General features: G+C 66.9%; 13 protein-coding genes. 5 read left to right on the top strand and 8 right to left on the bottom strand.

Annotation, left to right across the window (positions count from 1 at the left end):
* Positions 1 to 315: 315 nt before the first annotated feature.
* The gene (locus E1261_RS36495) at positions 316 to 1,638 is read left to right on the top strand and encodes an IS4 family transposase (protein WP_202875354.1); all 1,323 of its coding nucleotides are present in this window, start codon (positions 316 to 318) and stop codon (positions 1,636 to 1,638) included.
* A 953-nt stretch (positions 1,639 to 2,591) separates the two neighbouring features.
* Here E1261_RS36495 and E1261_RS45580 read toward each other — a convergent pair.
* Genes E1261_RS45580 through E1261_RS36480 form a run of 3 tightly spaced genes read right to left on the bottom strand, consistent with a single transcriptional unit; the run spans position 2,592 to position 4,392 of the window.
* Positions 2,592 to 3,302: an aminoglycoside phosphotransferase family protein gene (locus E1261_RS45580; RefSeq protein ID WP_338033970.1), complete on the bottom strand. Its 711-nt coding sequence runs from the start codon at positions 3,300 to 3,302 to the stop codon at positions 2,592 to 2,594.
* Positions 3,269 to 4,069 carry a VOC family protein gene (locus E1261_RS36485; RefSeq protein WP_132414302.1) on the bottom strand — a complete coding sequence of 267 codons (801 nt, stop codon included), beginning with the start codon at positions 4,067 to 4,069 and terminating at the stop codon, positions 3,269 to 3,271. The genes E1261_RS45580 and E1261_RS36485 overlap by 34 nt, the downstream gene beginning before the upstream one ends.
* A complete protein-coding gene (locus tag E1261_RS36480) occupies positions 4,066 to 4,392 on the bottom strand; it encodes an ArsR/SmtB family transcription factor (protein WP_132414301.1) in 327 nt (108 codons plus the stop codon). The genes E1261_RS36485 and E1261_RS36480 overlap by 4 nt, the downstream gene beginning before the upstream one ends.
* Positions 4,393 to 4,464: 72 nt before the next feature.
* Here E1261_RS36480 and E1261_RS36475 point away from each other — a divergent pair, with 72 nt between their 5' ends.
* A complete protein-coding gene (locus tag E1261_RS36475; RefSeq protein ID WP_132414300.1) occupies positions 4,465 to 4,716 on the top strand; it encodes an amphi-Trp domain-containing protein in 252 nt (83 codons plus the stop codon).
* A 35-nt stretch (positions 4,717 to 4,751) separates the two neighbouring features.
* On the opposite strand, the gene E1261_RS36470 is transcribed toward E1261_RS36475, so the two are convergent.
* Genes E1261_RS36470 through E1261_RS36450 form a run of 5 tightly spaced genes read right to left on the bottom strand, consistent with a single transcriptional unit; the run spans position 4,752 to position 10,339 of the window.
* Positions 4,752 to 5,690: an ABC transporter ATP-binding protein gene (locus tag E1261_RS36470; RefSeq protein WP_132414299.1), complete on the bottom strand. Its 939-nt coding sequence runs from the start codon at positions 5,688 to 5,690 to the stop codon at positions 4,752 to 4,754.
* Positions 5,684 to 6,637 (bottom strand): ABC transporter ATP-binding protein, encoded by a 954-nt coding sequence (locus E1261_RS36465; RefSeq protein WP_132414298.1) that lies wholly within the window; start codon positions 6,635 to 6,637, stop codon positions 5,684 to 5,686. Before E1261_RS36465 ends, E1261_RS36470 begins: the two co-directional genes overlap by 7 nt.
* Positions 6,634 to 7,521, bottom strand: a complete 888-nt coding sequence (locus E1261_RS36460; RefSeq protein ID WP_132414297.1) for an ABC transporter permease — start codon at positions 7,519 to 7,521, stop codon at positions 6,634 to 6,636. Before E1261_RS36460 ends, E1261_RS36465 begins: the two co-directional genes overlap by 4 nt.
* Positions 7,518 to 8,531 carry an ABC transporter permease gene (locus E1261_RS36455; protein ID WP_132414296.1) on the bottom strand — a complete coding sequence of 338 codons (1,014 nt, stop codon included), beginning with the start codon at positions 8,529 to 8,531 and terminating at the stop codon, positions 7,518 to 7,520. The genes E1261_RS36460 and E1261_RS36455 overlap by 4 nt, the downstream gene beginning before the upstream one ends.
* A complete protein-coding gene (locus E1261_RS36450; RefSeq protein WP_132414295.1) occupies positions 8,528 to 10,339 on the bottom strand; it encodes an ABC transporter substrate-binding protein in 1,812 nt (603 codons plus the stop codon). Before E1261_RS36450 ends, E1261_RS36455 begins: the two co-directional genes overlap by 4 nt.
* A 140-nt stretch (positions 10,340 to 10,479) precedes the next feature.
* On the opposite strand from E1261_RS36450, the gene E1261_RS36445 reads away from it, so the two are divergent.
* From E1261_RS36445 to E1261_RS36435, 3 genes are all read left to right on the top strand, one after another.
* On the top strand, positions 10,480 to 11,070 hold the full coding sequence (locus E1261_RS36445) for a TetR/AcrR family transcriptional regulator (RefSeq protein ID WP_132414294.1): 591 nt from the start codon (positions 10,480 to 10,482) through the stop codon (positions 11,068 to 11,070).
* Entirely contained in the window at positions 11,070 to 11,969 is a 900-nt protein-coding gene (locus tag E1261_RS36440) for an ABC transporter ATP-binding protein (protein WP_132414293.1), read from the top strand. Before E1261_RS36445 ends, E1261_RS36440 begins: the two co-directional genes overlap by 1 nt.
* Positions 11,966 to 13,307, top strand: a 1,342-nt coding sequence (locus tag E1261_RS36435) for an ABC transporter permease (protein ID WP_132414292.1), incomplete at its 3' end; no start/stop codon positions are given. The genes E1261_RS36440 and E1261_RS36435, both read left to right, overlap by 4 nt.

Below are 13,307 nucleotides of genomic sequence, written 5' to 3'. Positions count from 1 at the left end.
GGGTGGTTCGGTCGGTGACCGCGGTTTCCGTTGCCCGGGCTTCCGGGCTTCCTGGGCTTTCGGGCTACGGCTGAGGCCCGTGCATGAGGAGGACGGTTGGCTGACCCGCCGCGGTGGCGAATGATTCCTTCTGCCGGCATTTGATGGGTCAGCCCCAAGGCCGGTTAGTTAGGGCGGGTTGGGGTGGTGTCAAGGCGGTGTGTTGAACGTGAAGCAGCGGAGCTCGTTGGGTAGACAGGTTTGTCCTCGCGAGACAACCAGCTACCTAATGAGGCTCCGCTGCCTGCTCAGTCTGTCATTACCCGCACGATCACAGTGGCTGAGGGTGCTTTCGCGCCTGGTCATCTGGGCGGGTTGACCCAGCATGTTCCGTTCGAGATGGTCGACGCGGTCCTGGCCGAGACCCGCACGACCCAGGCCAGGGTCCGCGCGCTGCCGGCCCGGGTGGTGGTCTATCTGTTACTGGCCGGGTGCCTGTTCACCGATCATGGTTATGGCCAGGTATGGCACCGGCTGGTCGCCGGACTGCGCGGCCTGACAGTGGCGGCACCGACCGCGGCCGCGTTGACCCATGCCCGGCGCCGGCTCGGGCCGGCGCCGCTGAAGGCGTTGTTCGACCTGCTCCGGGGCCCCGGACCCACCAGCGCCACGGGCTGGGTGCGGTGGCGAGGACTGCTAGTCACCGCGATCGACGGCACGACCTTGTCGGTGCCCGACACCACCGCGAACCTGGACGAGTTCACCAAACGAGCCAGTGGCAACAGCGGGTCGTATCCACACCTGCGGCTACTGGCCGTGGTGTGTTGCGGCACCCGCACCGTCATCGACGCCGTCTTCGGCCCGTCCAGCGTTGGCGAAACCAGCTACGCCCCGACACTACTGCGGCGTGCTCTGCGCGCCGGCATGATCGTTTTGGCCGACCGGGGAATGGCGACCAACGACATCATCACCGCGATCACCAGCACCGGCGCGGAACTGCTGATCCGCTGCAAAACCAACCGCAAACTCCCCGTTCTGCAACGCCTGCACGACGGGTCCTACCTGTCGATGTGGCACGGCACCACGGTCCGCGTCATCACCGCCGAGATCACCATCGCGACCACCCACGGCAAACGCACCGGCAGCTACCGGCTCATCACCACCCTGCTCGACCCCCACACCCACCCCGCGTTCGACCTGGTCACGCTCTACCACCAGCGCTGGGAAATCGAGACCACCTACCTCGCGATCAAACACACCATCCTCGGCGGGCACGTCCTGCGCGCCCGCACCCCCAACGGCATCACCCAAGAGGTCTACGCACTCCTGACCACCTACCAAATCCTGCGCCACGCCATGACCGACGCCACCGACACCCAGCCCGGCACCGACCCCGACCGGGCCAGCTTCACCATCGCCCTCAACGCCGCCCGCGACCAACTCATCCAAGCCACCAACATCATCACCGGCACCGTCATCGACCTCGTCGGACACATCGGCCAACTCGTCCTGGCCAACCTCCTACCCCCACGCCGACTCCGTCTCAGCCCCCGCGCAGTCAAACGAGCCACCTCCAAATACCCACCCCACGGACCCAAAATCAACCGCACCACCTACAAAGCCACCATCAACATCAACATCCTTGACACACCACCCTGACCACTAACTAACCGGCCTTGGGGTTGCCCCTTCAAAATTCCAGTGGGCAACCCCCCACTTGAGGGGATATCCGGGCACTCCGCTCGGTGTGTGGGTTCTGTACGGCGGGGCTGGTGCCGCGTCGCTCGGATGCGGCCGGGAACGCCCGGCGGTGATTGCCGCCGACAGCAGCGAGGCCCGTCTGCTGACGCGCCGCGGTGATTCGATGCTCGGGGTCCTGTACGCGGTTGCCCGGCGCGGCTGGGGAGTCGTACCACCCGAAAACGACCGGCAGAACTCCCCAGCCCTCGCAGAAACCAGCCGAACCGCCGAACCCCGTACACCCACGTGGGGACCCCGGACACCTGACCAGATGTCCGAACTCCCCACCAGGTGACCGCAGTACCCCGGCCAACCTGCACGCGGCCCAGCAGAGCGCCGTACGGGCTAGCGTCCGAAGAACCCGCACACCCTGACCTCCGGATCGTCGGACGTTAATCGCTGCTCGGGGCTAACGTCCGAAGGATCCGAGGGCGTGGTCTCCGGATCTTCGGACGTTGTGACGGGTATGACGGTGAACCACCCACACATCAGTCAGGAGAGTCGGGGATCTGTCGAGATGGGGGGCCGCAACGGGTCACATGTCTGGCGGCGGGTCGACTGTTCCCAGCCGTAGCCCGTCAGCCCCGGCGGCGATCACGCGGTCGCCGGCCTCGCCATCGGCTCAGCCGCGCGGCCGCCTCGCAGCGCTGCATGGTCGGACGCTGTGGCGGTCGGGTGCCGTGCGGACCGCGTCTTTGTGGAGTGTGGTGGGCAGTATGTGCACATTTGGTTCCACTGATCGGACGGCTGGGGTTGCCTTGGTGAGCTGCGGTCGGGGTGAGGTTGGCGGGGTGCGGCTGTCTGGCGGGTGACCCGGGGGGCTGGGGAGTCCTAGCCGTCGTTTTCGGGTGGTGGCACTCTCCCGCTCGCGATCAGTGGAGGTGGGTGTCGAAGGTGTGGCGGTTGGTTGTGGTGAAGGCGTGTTCTTGGCGGGACCAGGTGATGCGGTCGGCGCGTTGTTGGGGGGTTACCTGGGCTGTGGTTTCGGTCCAGAAGCGGACGTTGCGGGACTGGCGTTCGAGGATGGCGTCGACCAGTGCGCCACGCTGCAACTGGGTGAGCCCGTAGGCGTCGGCGAGGACTCGGACCTGGGCTGCTTGGCGGGTGGGGTCGTTGTGTTTTGAGGCTATGCACCAGGTCCAGGCGGCGTAGCCGAGGTCTTCCAACGGGCTGCCTGGTTCGGCGGTGTCGAAGTCGATCAGGGCGACTGGGAGGTTGTCGCGGAAGATCGTGTTGTTGGGGCCTGGGTCGTGGTGGCAGATGACTCGGTGGGGAGCTGAGCGGGTGGCGTCGTGGAAGGCGCGGAGGAGTACGCCGAAGGCCGCGATCTGCTCGTTCTGCCAGCGTTGAAACCCGGGACCCACCCTTCGAGATAGGTGAGGATGTCGCGGCCCTCGTCGTCCTGGCCCAGGTAGCGCGGTGCCCCGGCGAAACCACGTGCTTCGAGCAGCCGGAGCAGATCCGGAGTTCCGGGTGCCGCAGGGCGCCGTACGGTATCCCCGATCCGTACGACGCCTGGCGTGATGCGGCCGCCGGTCAACTCCTCCATCTACTGGGTCGGGCGGGCCTGGGCGAAGGTCCAGTGGTGGCCTTCCAGGTCCTCGGTTTCGTAGCGACGGTAGCCGTGCTGGTGGATCTCGGAGAGGATCTTGGCGCCGGACTCCTGGGTGTGTGCGAAGTGGGCGTCCAGGTCGTCGACGTAGATCCAGGTGGTGTGGTCGTGCTGCGGTGGGCGCTCGTCGGTACGCCGGAACAAGAGCAGGCTGCAGTTGCCGACGTTGAGCTCGATCCAGGACGGCGTGGTCCCCTCGGCCGGGATCCTGCCCCAGGAGTCGAGCCCGAAGACCGTGTGCAGCCAGCGGGCTGCGGCCGCCGGGTCTTCGTAGTAAAGGCCGACGGCCAGGCGGTCCAGTTCGCGCGGCGTACTGGGCGCAGCGTCGCGACGGGCGATCCATCGGGGGACCCAGTGGATGACGTTCGCCCAGAAGTAGAAGGCCTTCTCGCCGCCGGGGACGAGAGCTTGTACGACGGTCACTCGGGTGCCGTCGTCGTGGGCGGCGAAGGTGATCTCGGTTTCGGTGTCGTCGACCGAACTGCGGTAGGCGAAACGGACGCCTGGTTCCCAGTCGGTGATGGTGGCGAGCACCAGCACGTCATCGGGCAGCGAATAGACCTCGAGCAGGCGGCCGCCGACGCCTGGTTCGATCTGCATCGCAGTGGCGCGGGCCGCGTCGAAGAAGTTGATCGGCCCACGGATCCACCACAGGTCGATCTCCTCGGTGAAGATCTGGAACGCGGTCGCCGGGTCGACCGGGACCTCGACAGTTGCTGTTGCTGACAAAGCAGTCATGACTTCTCCACATGTCGTTTGAAGGCACCGAGTTGCTCACGCCAGTGCGCCTGGACCTGGTCGAGCCACGCCTGGACGGCGACCACAGGCTCGGGGTTCAGCCGGAAGAGCCGAACGCGGGCGTCGTCCGGGACGCGCTCGTCGGCGACCAGGCCGGCCTCGAGCAGGATCCGCAGGTGCCGGCTCATGGCAGGTGACGACGAGCCCGTGGCGACCGCGAGTTGACCGGCGCGCTGCGGACCTTCGCCGAGCAGCCGGACCACCTGGCGCCGGGTCGGATCGGCGAGTACCTCGAAGAACCGGTCGACCTGATCTTCCACCATGCCGTAATAGTTCTATCAGCCGTTAACTATTGTCAAGCCCTGGAAGAACCCCGCGTTTGGTTGGATAGGGCCATGAGTGAGAGAGATGTCGAGAAGGACTACACGGTCGCCGAGTTCGCCGCCAAGCTGCGCCGGCTGGCCGATGCCCTGGAGGCGGGGAAGCCGTTCCGGATCCAGATCGCCGGAGAGCGTTTCACCGTCCCGAAGAACGCCCAGATCAGTGTCGAGCACGAGCGCTCCGAGGACAAGGAAGAGGTCGAGTTCCAGCTGAAGTGGGCCCTCGCCGACGCCGACGAGGACCCCGAGGACGACGACGAGGTGTGAGGAAACGGCCTGCCGGGCCCCCAGGGTCCGGCAGGTCAGCTCGAAGCGGCCTGCAGTGCTTGTACGACGTGGCAGGCGACCTGCGGGTCGGTTGTCGCGGGAAGGACGGGGAGCGGGGTCGAGTGGCAGGCGTCGATGCCGTTGCCGGCGGCTACTAGTTGGCAGCGGGGGTGGAAGCGGCAGCCGGAGGGGATCTGAGTGGGGTCCGGTGGTTCGCCGGTGAGGATGATGCGTTCAGGTGACTCGGGCAGCACCGACAACAAAGCCTGGGTGTAGGGGTGCTGGGGGTTCGTGAGCACGTCCTCGGTTCGGCCGGATTCTACGATTCGGCCGAGGTACATGACCGCGACCCGGTCTGCGATGTTCCAGGCCAGGCCGAGATCGTGGGTGACGACGAGTGCGCCGAGACCGAGGTCGTCCCGGAGGCGGAGCAGCAACGCCAGGATCTCGCCCCGGATGGAAGCGTCCAGGGAGGCGACCGGTTCGTCGGCGATCAGGATCTTTGGGTCCAGCGCGAGCGCGCCGGCGATCACCACGCGCTGTCGCTGACCGCCGGAAAGCTCGTGCGGATAGCGGAGGAAGAACCGCTCCGGCGGACGCAGCCCTGCCCGGGCCAGCGCCGAGGTGACGACCGCTTCCTCGTCGGGCAGCTTGTGGATTCGGGGGCCTTCGGCAACCGCTTCATAGACGGTATGGCGTGGATTCAGCGACCCCGTCGGATCCTGCAGGACGAGCTGGACCTGCCGCCGGAAGGCGCGGAGCGCGCGACCGGAATAGGACAGCGGGCGGCCTTCGTAGGACACGTTGCCCGAACGAGGCTTCTCCAGGCCGAGAAGCGTCCGGGCCAGGGTGGTCTTGCCGCAACCGGATTCGCCGACGAGGGCAACGATCTCACCCGGGGCGACGGACAGGTTCACCCCGTCGACGGCACGCGCCCGGCCGAACTCGACCACCACATCAGTTGCCTCTAGCACGTTTCCTCCACTAGAACGCAGGCGGCGTGCCGGTGGGAACCGGCCGGACGGAGGTCGACCGGTGTCGTGGCGCAACTGTCCAATGCGACCGGGCAGCGGGGATGGAACGAGCAGCCGCCAGGCAGGGATTGCGGATCCGGCGGGTCACCAGCGAGGCCACGCGGAGCCAACCGCGACGCCGGATCGCCGACCGTGGGGAAGGCGGCGGACAAAGCCTGGCTGTAGGGATGGCGGAACGCCGAACCAGCCGGCCCGGTCTCCACCAACCGCCCGGCATACATGATCGCAAGCCGATCGCAGACATCCGCGAGCACCGACAGATCATGCGAGATCATCAACAGCGAGATCCCGTGCGAGGCGATCAACTCGCGGATCAGCGACAGCACCTGCGCCTGCACCATCAGGTCCAGCGCCGTCGTCGGCTCGTCCGCAATGATGAGCTGCGGCGAACAGGCCAGCGCCATCGCGATCATGACTCGTTGCCGTTGGCCACCACTCAGCTCGTGCGGATAGCTCCGCGCGCGCCAGCCCGGCAACCCGACCTGCTCCAACAGCTCCGCCACCCGGGCGCGAGCCTGGGTAGGCGATGCCAGCCGATGCACCAGCAACGGCTCCGCGATCTGCTCGCCAATTCGCCGTACCGGATTGAGCCCGTGCTGTGCGCCCTGGAAGACGATCGACGCCGACGACCACCGGACCGCGCGCATCCGGCCCCAGTTCATCGCCACGACATCCTCGCCGTCCAGCAGGATCCGCCCCTCGATCCGGGCGGTCCGCGGCAGCAGCCGCAGCAACGACAGCGCGACCGTCGACTTGCCCGACCCCGACTCCCCCGCCAGCCCGACAGCCTCGCCGGCGGCCAGCGACAACGACACTCCCCGTACGGCGGGCACGTCGCCTCCCGCCAGTTGGTACGTCACCGAGAGATCGTCCAGCTCGAGCATCATCGGGCCGCCCGAGTCCGGAGCCGCGGGTTCAGTACAGTCTCCAAAGCCCTTCCACACAAGGTGAAAGCCATCACCACGGCCACGATGCACAGACCGGGGATGAGGATGTACCACCACGCCCCAGCAGTCGCCGCACCCCAGTCGTACGAGCCGCGCAGCATCGTCCCCCAGGAGGTCTTGTTCGCACTCACGCCGAGGAACGCCAGCGTCGACTCGGTGACGATCGCGCTCGCCACCTCGAGCGTCGTACTTGCCAATAGCAACGGTGCGACGTTCGGCAGCACGTGCCGGGTGGTGATGTGCCAGTGGCCGGCGCCGAGGGCGAGCGACCGTTCAATGTACGGCCGGGCCTCGACCGCGAGCGTCTGCGCGCGGATCAGTCGAGCGGTCGACGGCCACGACGTCACGCCGATCGCGATGATGATCGTCGCCGTACTGCCACCGAGAATCGCCGCCAGCACCAACGCGGTCACCAACGACGGCAGCACCAGGAACCAGTCGGTCACCCGCAACACGATCGCGCCGGCCCAGCCCCGGAAATGACCGGCCGCGATCCCGAGCACGGTCCCGATCACCATGCTGAGCAGGGCCGCGAGGAACCCGATCAGCAAGGAGGTCCGCGAACCCCACCAGATCATCAGCAGCACGGACCGCCCGGACTCATCAGTCCCGAGCGGATAGTCCCAGCTCGGCGGCGCCAGCTTCGCACCCGTGCCACTGACCACGTTGGTGACACCGGAGTCGATGAACAAGGGCGCGACCAGCGCGAGCACCACCGCAACCGCCAGTACGACGAGACCCGTCATACCGGCCTTGTGCGTGCGGAAGTCGCGCCAGAACCGTTGCACAGAACGCTGCCGCCGCACCCAGGCCAAGTTACTCATACCGACCTCACCCGCGGATCCAGCACGTGGTAGATCACGTCGGCCAAGGTGTTCATCAGGATCACCGACACCGTGATCAGCAGGAACGTGCCCTGCATCAACGTGAAGTCCGGCACCCGGATCGCCTCGTAGAACAGCTGCCCGAGCCCCGGCCAGCTGAAGATCGCCTCGACCGTCACCGCACCTCCGACGACGAATCCGATCCGCATGAACACCAACGTCACCGTCGGCAGCAACGCATTCGGTACGGCGTGCCGGCGCCGGATGTCGTCGTCCTTCAGCCCCTTGGCCCGGGCGGTCGTGATGTAGTCCTGCTCGACCTCATCCAGCACCGACGACCGCATCACCAGCAGGTACTGCGCGTAAACCACCGCCACCAAGGTCAAGCACGGCAACACCATGTGCTGCGCGACATCCAGCACATATCCGAACCCATCAGGCGCATCCACCGAAGAGATCCCGCGGGTCGGGAACAGCCCCGGGATCGGCCCGATGCCGGCCGCGAACACCATCAGGAGCAACAGCCCAAGCCAGAACGTCGGCACCGACCACAGCACCAGCGAGATCGCCGTGGAGAACCGGTCGAACCGCGAACCCGGCTTCCACCCGGCCCGCGCACCCTGCCAGATCCCCAGGCTGACCGCCAGCACCAGCGCGGTCCCGGTGAGCAACAGCGTCGGCCCGATCCGCTCACCGATCAGATCGAGCACCGGCCGCTTGTATTCGTACGACGTACCAAGGTCGAACCGCAGCGTCTGCCCGACGAAGTGCAGGAACTGCTCAGGAATCGACTTGTCCAGCCCGAGCCGCGCGCGCTCCAGATCCAGCTGCTCCGGCGTCATGTTGCGTCCAACCGCCAGCGCGCGCACCGGATCGCCCGGCAGCATCCGGAACAGGAAGAACGTCGCCACGACCACCATCGCGATACTCAGCAGCGCCCCGCCCGCCTTGGTCGCCGCATACCGCAGCAACCCGTGACGGGCCGGGGCCGCCTCGATGACGACGGTCATTCGCGCTCGTCAGCAGCACCCTGACGCCGCCGCGCCAGCACGAAACCACCGAGCGCCAGTACGACGACCGCCGCCGCGATGGCCGCGATCAGCCCGGGGTTCGGACCACCATCGCTCTCGGCCGCAGCATCCTTCGTCACCGCCTCGACGGTGTAGAACGGCCAGTAGCTGCTGCCGCCGTACAGGAGGCCCTTGTCCTCGGGGATCGGCGTGATGCTGGCGATCCGGTCCTTGCGGTAGCCCTCGAGATCGTTCGGGTAGTAGAGAGCGATCACCGGCGCGTCGGCGTACAGGCGTTCCTGCATCTTCTTGATGATGTCGGCGCGCTTCGGACGGTCGAGTTCCTTCTGCTGCTGCTTGTAGAGGTCCTCGTACTGCGGGTCGCAGTAGAACGACTCCGTCCCGCCGCCCTGGCCGGATGCGGTCGGCCGGCGGCTGCAGAGGTGCGTGCCGAGGACCTCTTCGGGGTCCGGGTTCACGGACCAGCCGCTGATCGCGATGTCGAACAGGGCCGTCGTACCGGTCTCCTCGGTGAACTTGCTGGAGTCGAGCCGGCGCGCGGTGAGCTGGATGCCGAGCTCCTTGAACCAGCCGGTCAGGTACTCGGCGAGCTTCTCCTCGCTCGGCGCATCGGTGTGGATGCTGAAGCGGAACGCTAGTTTGCGCGAACCATCCGGCATGGTTCGGATGCCATCGGCACCCTTTTTGTAACCGGCATCGTCGAGAATCTGGTTGGCCTTGGCCGCGTCGTAACCGATCTTCGAAGCGCCCGACGCCTCCCAGAAGAAGCTCTTGTACAGCGGCGGCACGATCGATCCGTCAGCCGGCCGGGCCAGCCCGTTCTGCGTTTCGGCGACCAGCTTCTGCTTGTCGATCCCGTAGTGCAGCGCCTGCCGTACGCGCGGGTCCTTCAGCGCCGGATGACCGTCACCGATCGGCTTGTTGTCGCTGGTGGTGGCGCCGTGATTGACCTGCAGGTACGTCGCTCGCCGGCCCTCGGTGTTCCATTGGACGATGTTGTCGTCGCCCTTGAGCGATTCGAAGTCCGGCGGGGCGAGCCGGCCGATCAGGTCGATATCGCCCTTCTTCAGCCCGACGACCGCAGCGGCCGGGTTGTCGTAGAAGATCACCTGCAGCTCGTCGATCTTGGCCGGTCCCTGCCAGTAGTCCTTGTTCGCCTCGAGCCGGACGAACTGGTCCTTCTTGTGCTCGACCGCGACGTACGGACCGCTTCCCACGGTCGGATACTGGTCGGCCTCGTACTTCGCGATGTCCGTGACCTTCTCCCAGACATGCTTGGGCACGATCGCGACCGGAATGTCGAGCATCGACGCCTGCGGTGCCTTGAGCTTGATCGTCAGCTCCTGGCCGTTCGCGGTGACACTGGTGAAATTCTCGACCGCGGGACCGTTACCGGCCTTCGCCGCGTCGTCGGTCATCATCTTGTTGAACGTCCAGGCGGCGTCGTCCGCGGTGATCGGCTGGCCGTCGGACCACTTCGCCGTACGGATCTTGAAGGTCCAGGTCAGCCCGTCCGGCGAGGTTGTCCAGGACTCGGCCAGGTCGGGACTGGGCTGCAGGTTCTTCGGGTCGGGCACGGTCAGGAAGCTGTACATCCAGCGCTGCAGCGATCCCGAGACCAGCCGGACGGCCAGGAACGGGTTCATCGAGTCGACCGCCTGAGTGACGCCGACCTTGACCACTTTGCGCGCGGACTGTGTTGCCTCTTGTGGGGCCGCAGACGCCGTTCCCGGTATCGCGATCACCAGACAGAGCGCTCCGAGGACTCCCAGCCACCGTTTGATCATGGGAAGAAACCACACCAGCAAGCGCTGTCCTGTCAACGAGGTACCAATCTTCGTCACACATACGTCACCATCTTTCGACTTGACTACACGATCGTGTAGCTGTCTACTCGACTGTGTAGCTTCTGTTGGAGAGGGAACGTATGAACGACGACCTGACCGCGCGAGCCCGGATCCGGGACGCGGCGATCAAGCTGTTCACCGAGCGCGGGATCGAGGGCGCCTCGATCCGCGACATCGCCACCGAGGCCGGCGTCTCGTCCGGCCTGGTCCGCCATCACTTCGGGTCGAAGGAGGCGTTGCGGGCGGCGTGTGACACCTACGCCCGCGACCGGATGTTCGAGCTCAGCCGGGAGCTGATCGACGAGCAGGGCCTGGAGAACGTGAACGTCGGCACGGTGCAGCCGGTCGCGTTCCCGCTGCAGACCTACCTCGTCCGGTCGATGATGGACGGCTCGGAGACCGCATCCGCCCTGTTCCTGCAAACCGTCGAGTACGGCGAGGAGTGGGCGAAGACGCACGGCGTGGTCACCGATGACTTCCGGGCGTGGTCCGCGGTGATCACGGCGATGAAGCTCGGCGTCTATGTCCTCCGCGAGCAGCTCGAGCTCGCCCTCGGCGAGGACCTCGCCTCCACCTCTGGTTACACCCGGCTGAACCGGGCCTTCGTCGACATTTTCTCCCATCCTCTACTCACCCCAGAACAAGCGAAGAACCTGCGAAAGGACCACTGATGTCGGCTCCGGCGATCCACACGGAAGGCCTGGTCAAGACCTTCGGGCGCACCCGCGCCCTGGACGGTCTCGACCTGACGGTCCGCACCGGTGAGGTGCACGGCTTCCTCGGCCCGAACAGCGCCGGGAAGACCACGACGATCCGGATCCTGCTCGGCATGACCCGCCGCTCCGACGGGGCCGCGCGCCTGCTTGGCGGCGATCCGTGGTCGGACGCGACCGCGTTGCATCGCCGGCTCGCCTACGTGCCCGGCGACGTGACGTTGTGGCCCAACCTGTCCGGCGGCGAAGCGATCGACCTGCTCGGCCGGATGCGCGGCGGTCTCGACAAGAAGCGCAAGGCCGAGCTGCTGGAACGGTTCGACCTTGACCCGCGGAAGAAGGCTCGGACGTACTCGAAGGGCAACCGGCAGAAGGTCGCGCTGGTCGCGGCGTTCGCCTCGAATGTCGAACTACTACTCCTCGACGAGCCCACCTCGGGGTTGGACCCGTTGATGGAGGAGGTCTTCCGCGAGGTCGTGCAGGAGATCAGTTCGGGCGAAGGCAAGACCGTGCTGCTGTCCAGCCACATCCTGTCCGAAGTCGAGGCGCTGTGTGAGCGGGTCACGATCATCCGGGCCGGTCGCGCGGTCGAGAGCGGGACGCTGTCCGGGCTGCGGCATCTGACCCGGACGTCGATCACCGCCGAGCTGGCCGGTCCGTCGAACGGTCTGGCCTCGCTGGCCGGTGTGCACGATCTGCGCCTCGAGGACGGGGTGGTGCGATTCGACGTCGACACCGAGGAGATCAACGCCGTACTGCGTCAGCTGGTCGACGTCGGCGTCCGGAGTCTGGTCAGTCAGCCGCCGACGCTGGAGGAGCTGTTCCTGCGCCTGTACGAACCGGAGGCGGCCCGATGACCGGCACTCTCGGCCTGGTCCGATTGATCCTGCGCCGGGACCGGCTTTTGCTGCCGCTGTGGATCGTGTTCCTGTGCGCAATCCCGGTCAGCTACGCGGCGTCGTACGGCGAACTGTTCCCGACCGCGGAATCGCGCCTGAGCTATGCGAACAACGCGGGCTTCATCACTTTGTACGGCGAACTGTCCGGGACCTCGCTCGGCGAATTCGTCACCTGGCGACTCGGGTTCGTGCCGCTGATGGTCGGGCTGATCGCTCTGCTCACCGTGATCCGGCATACCCGGGTCGAGGAGGAGACCGGGCGTTCCGAGCTGCTCGGGTCGAGCGTGGTGGGGCGGCACGCGGGGCTCGCCGCCGCGCTGCTGGTTGCCTTCGGCGCCAATCTGGTGCTCGGTGGATTGCTTGCTCTGGGCATGCACAGTCAGGATCTGCCGTGGGCGGGATCCGTTGCCCTCGGCCTCGAATTCGCCAGTGCTGGCTGGTTCTTCGCCGCGGTCGGCGGGGTCGCTGCGCAACTGACCGCCAACGCCGGGACCGCACGCGGGATGGCGATCGGCGTACTGGGGGCGTCGTTCGTACTACGTGCTGCCGGGGACACGAGTGCGCATACCGACGGCCCGCTCGCCTGGTTGTCGTGGCTCTCGCCGATCGGCTGGGCACAACGCATCCACCCGTACGGCGCCAACCGCTGGTGGCTGGGTGGACTGTTGCTCGCGGCAACCGCCGTACTAGTGGCGACCGCGGTTCAGCTCGCCGTACGGCGTGATGTCGGGTCGGGGTTGTTGCCTGCTCGGCTCGGGCCGGCCGAGGGACGGTTGGGATCGCCGCTGGGGTTGGCCTGGCGACTGCACCGTGGGTTGCTCGCTGCGTGGACCTCGGCGTTCGTCTTCCTGGGCTTGCTGTTCGGCGGCGTCGCCGAAGGGGTCGGCGACATGATGCGGGACGATCCGAAGATCCAGGAGATGTTCCAGCGGATGGGTGGTGCGGCCGGGCTGATCGACTCGTTCCTGGTCGGCGTCATGATGATCACCGGGCTGATCGCGTCGGCGTACGCAGTACAGGCGACGCTGCGGTTGCGCGCCGAAGAGACCAGCGGCCGCGCCGAACCCGTCCTCGCCACCGCAACCAGCCGCCTCCACTGGGCTGCGAGCCACCTGGTGTTCAGCTTGCTCGGCCCAGCCGTCGCCCTCCTCGCCGCCGGCACCTCCGCCGGCCTCGCCTACGGCCTGGCAGTCAACGACGTCGGCACCCAACTCCCCCGCCTCATCGCCGCCGCCCTCATCCAACTCCCCGCGGTCTGGCTCCTCGCCGCCCTGACCCTGGCCCTCTTCGGCCTCC

It is taken from the genome of Kribbella albertanoniae (assembly GCF_004348455.1).
GTDB lineage: Bacteria > Actinomycetota > Actinomycetes > Propionibacteriales > Kribbellaceae > Kribbella > Kribbella albertanoniae.
The sequence above is the reverse complement of the archived record's forward strand: the minus strand, read 5'-3'. Positions and strand labels throughout refer to the sequence as shown.